Here is a 4,097-nt window from a genome sequence, read left to right on the forward strand (position 1 = left end):
CGCAAGGCCATGCTGCAGGACATCGCGATCCTGACCGGCGGCCAGGCGATCTCGGAAGATCTTGGCATCAAGCTCGAGAACGTTACCTTGAACATGCTCGGTCGCGCCAAGAAGGTGATGATCGATAAGGAGAACACCACCATCGTCAGCGGCGCCGGCAAGAAGGCCGACATCGAGGCGCGCGTCAATCAGATCAAGGCGCAGATCGAGGAGACCACCTCGGACTACGACCGTGAGAAGCTGCAGGAGCGTCTGGCCAAGCTCGCCGGCGGCGTCGCGGTCATCCGCGTCGGCGGCGCGACCGAGGTTGAGGTCAAGGAGCGCAAGGACCGCGTTGATGACGCGATGCATGCCACCCGCGCGGCCGTCGAGGAAGGCATCGTCCCGGGCGGCGGCGTCGCCCTGCTGCGCGCTTCCGAGCATCTCAAGGGGCTGCGCACCAAGAACGATGACCAGAAGACGGGTGTCGAGATCGTGCGCAAGGCACTATCGTATCCGGCCCGCCAGATCGCGATCAATGCTGGCGAGGATGGCTCGGTGATCGTCGGGAAGATCCTGGAGAAGGGTCAGTACGGCTACGGCTTTGACTCCCAGTCCGGCGAATACGCTAACCTGGTCACCAAAGGCATCATCGACCCGACCAAGGTGGTTCGGGTGGCGATCCAGAACGCGGCCTCGGTTGCGGCTCTCTTGATCACCACCGAAGCCATGGTCGCCGAAGTGCCGAAGAGGAACGCAGGCAGCGGCGCGCCTGCGGGTGGCGGGGGCATGGGGGGCATGGGAGGTATGGATTTCTAAGCGAGCCGGYTCATGACGCAGAATGGCAGAGAAGGAAACGGATGAACCGATTCCGAGAGGTAGAACGACTATCTGCTTAAAGAGAGCGCACGTGAGTTGAGATCGCCTGCGCACACCGCAGTCCGGCAAACTCTTCCAGGGAAGCTACTTTTCGCTTGCCGAGACGCCGAGGTGAGACTTGCTGTTCTATCGGCATCGACCGCGAAGTCCTCAAGCGAAAAGCCCGGCCACGATGGCCGGGCTGATCGGTAATACATTCCAAGTCAGGCAATGCACGGAAGAGATCGGGGAAAGATGTCGCCGTCTGTTCAAAAAGGAACACTCGAACCGATTCTGGCGCCACCAGCGCTCAACTACGAAAGGTAGAGATTTCACAAAGGCGCTGCATTTCCGGGAGCCCCGCTCCGGGCCCCGCGGGGCGGATACTCGCCGTAGGCACAGCGGCGAACGGGCGCATCGGGCCATCCCGCGACTGTCCGTACGCGATTGCGTGAGCAATTTGGTACAGACGCCGATCGCTCGACGTGTCTAGCCTTCTTAACGGGTGAAGTCGACTTACCTCTAGGTCAAGGTGAAAACGATGGAAATCTCCAGGGAGACAAAAGCTGCCGTGCGGCCGGCACTGTGGGGAGCCGTGGCCGGAGCAATTGCTCTGGCAATCGTGGGTTTCAGCTGGGGCGGCTGGGACCGCCGAGACGCTCGCAAGGAATAGTGCGGCGACGGCTGTCGTCGCAGCTCTCGCACCCATCTGCGTTGAGAAGTTTCGACAAGCCGCGGATGCATCGACGAACCTGGTTGAAATGAAGAAAGCGACCTATGCATGGGACCAGAGCAAGTTCGTTGAAAAGGGCGGTTGGGCCACGATGCCGGGAAGCACCGAGCCAAACTCGGCCGTTGCAAAAGCTTGTGCCGAATCGCTTGGTAGCAAGAAAGCTGTGGAGCTGCGCGGATAGTCAGGCAACTCGCGCGGCGGAAATTGTTGAGACGATCCTACTCTTGCAAGCTGATCTTGCAAGCTGATCTTGCAAGCTGGGCGAAATTGCGCGACGAATAGATAAACGTCGCCCCATTGATCCGCCCTCCTGAATAGTAGCGGCTGGGCTGACACCCGTGTGCCGGAAGAGCCAACCGAGACTGCACGCGATTACCTTCCTGTCGTGTGGAGGACTTTTCCTTCTCGCGTATCTCCACTTTCCCAGGTGAGGGGCGTGCTTCCCACGCAACCGTTCCGCGAGTCAGAACGCTGCCTCAATAGCGCTGTCGTGTCCCCAAAATCGCACGGCGCGCCGCGTGCGATCATAAGAACGACTGTGATTTGGAACTCAATCACGGTTGAGGCCGATCAGTTGCCGGTACAGGAGACCGGTGCCCGGCACGATTTGCATCGAAAGATTTCGGATGCTCATAGCTTATCCTGTCCCGCGACGCTCACGTCGACATTGCGTGCAGGCGGTAGGCTGACAACATCGGACGTGGCCGAAGCTTGGCGCGAAGGGGGATGCTGAAGCGATCCAGTTGCGCCAACTCAAGTGGTTATACCGGAAGCGTCTTACAATGCCGCTCGATGCTGACGACGGCAAGAAAGTTGCGCTTGGCCTCGTTATTCTGCGAATAGGCACTATATCCTAGTCATCCCCGCGCGCCCGTCGGCTGTTATCGGTGACTGAGAGCTTGTGCTCCCGCCACGACCAAGAGGCGGTCAAATGTCGAATATCTCCAAGTTGAGCGAGTGGATGGTACCTCCCGTACTGCTGCCGATCTTGTTCGTGCTGCTGATCGCTGCTGTGGTGCTTATTCAGTGGTAGTTCCACCCGGCAGGCTAGCGCCGTCAGCTCCAGCCAATGGCTCATTAGGGCCGATTAAGGGAGCCAAATCGTTGTTAGCTTCTGAACTGAACATCAGGGCGGCAAACGCCCTGGATGGAGCTCGCAAGATGCCGCCGGTTGCCAGGTCGGAGCGGTGGTCAAGGCGATCATCGCGCTCGGACGCAGGCTGCACATGCGCGTAACGGTCGAAGGCGTCGAGACCGCCAGCCAGGCGGCGTTTCTCGATACGGCCGACGGTCATCAGGTCCAGGGGGTTTTCTTCGGCCGGCCGGTCCCGACCTCGGAGCTTGGCGCCAGCATTCTGGCGGGCTTCGCGAGGGCAATGCCGCCGGCTTCGCCTATGACCAAGCTGCACGTCGACAACGCCACGGCTGAACGGTAGCACGAACCTGCGCCTCAGTGGGGCGATGCGGTTCCGGCCATCCGCTACTGTAGAGCATTCTCGCCTTTCAGTAGCATTTGTCTCACCAACATCGCATTTTTCTTCCGCGGCCTGCATCTCTCGCCTAGGTTGCGCGTTGGTGATCATGTCTACCATGAAGAATCAACCGCGTTGCGACTCGGCATCCGAAGGCGGCGGTCCACACACCGTCGAATCTCCCACGGGATCGGTTGGCGTATCAAAAGGAGCGTACGATCTGCAGCTGGAGTTGGATGCGCATCTTAATCCCGGCAAGACGGAGGCCTCGGAGATTGACGCTCCAACCGCGAATGTGGCGCAATCCAAGCCGAGCCGGATACCACTGCGAGTTGTGAAGGCAGCTGCGGGCATCGCCATCGTCGCAGTATTCGGCTGGCTCCCGCTGAGAGCGCTTTTCCAGACGTCAAGCGTCGAAGCCGTCGTCAACTCGAGACTGGTGACATTGAGGTCGCCGATCGACGGCAAGATTTCAGCCGGCGCCTCTCTGTCGGGCGATCCAGGCATCGTTGCCGCGGGCACTTTCATCCTTCAGGTCGTCAACCCGCGCGGTGACCGCGTGCGGCTCGATGATTTGCGCAGCCAAATGTCCCGCCTGGAAAACGAGAGGCCAAGCCTCATTTCGAAGATAGCTTCGGCCCACGCAGCGCAGAAGGATCTGGCGCGTCAGGCGGCCCTGTTCACGGCGGGGCGCATCCGTCAGCTCGAGGCGCGCATCGCAGAAATCCAAACATCAATCGAAGCGGCCGCAGCGCGTCGCGAAGAGGCGGCGGCCGCGGTGGAAAGAGCTTCATCGCTTATCAAATCGGGCAGCGTTTCGTCTGTCGAGCTTGGCCGCTTGACGCGAGATCAAACCATTGCTCAGCAGACCGAAATCGGCGCGCGACGCCGCCTGGATGCAACCCAGGTTGAGCTCACCGCGGCGCGCGAGGGCACTTTCCTCGGCGACAGCTACAACGATCGTCCGAGCTCGGTGCAGCGTGAGGAGGAAATGCGGCAGCGGGCTGAAGGGCTCACCGCGGACGTAGCGCACGCTGATGCGCAAATCTCGTGGC

General features: G+C 60.5%; 4 protein-coding genes. All 4 read left to right on the forward strand.

Translation table 11 applies throughout. The features are described 5' to 3' along the window. Window positions 1–798, forward strand: a 798-nt coding sequence (gene groEL / locus AC1D00_RS30180) for a chaperonin GroEL (RefSeq protein WP_477013178.1), incomplete at its 5' end; no start/stop codon positions are given. An 800-nt stretch (window positions 799–1,598) separates the two neighbouring features. Next, on the forward strand, window positions 1,599–1,751 hold the full coding sequence (locus AC1D00_RS30185; RefSeq protein ID WP_477013179.1) for a hypothetical protein: 153 nt from the start codon (window positions 1,599–1,601) through the stop codon (window positions 1,749–1,751). 1,006 nt (window positions 1,752–2,757) lie between these two features. Next, complete coding sequence (locus AC1D00_RS30190; protein ID WP_235885985.1) at window positions 2,758–3,006, forward strand: EAL domain-containing protein; 249 nt, start codon at window positions 2,758–2,760, stop codon at window positions 3,004–3,006. Between the two features lie 154 nt (window positions 3,007–3,160). Further along, on the forward strand, window positions 3,161–4,097 hold a 937-nt coding region (locus AC1D00_RS30195; RefSeq protein WP_477013180.1), incomplete at its 3' end, for an HlyD family secretion protein.

The sequence above is a fragment of the Bradyrhizobium sp. P2_E8 genome, assembly GCF_056403875.1.

Excerpts from the sequence above, each read along its gene's own strand:
- AC1D00_RS30185 (WP_477013179.1), top strand. The coding sequence starts at position 1,599 with ATGAAGAAAGCGACCTATGCATGGGACCAGAGCAAGTTCGTTGAAAAG.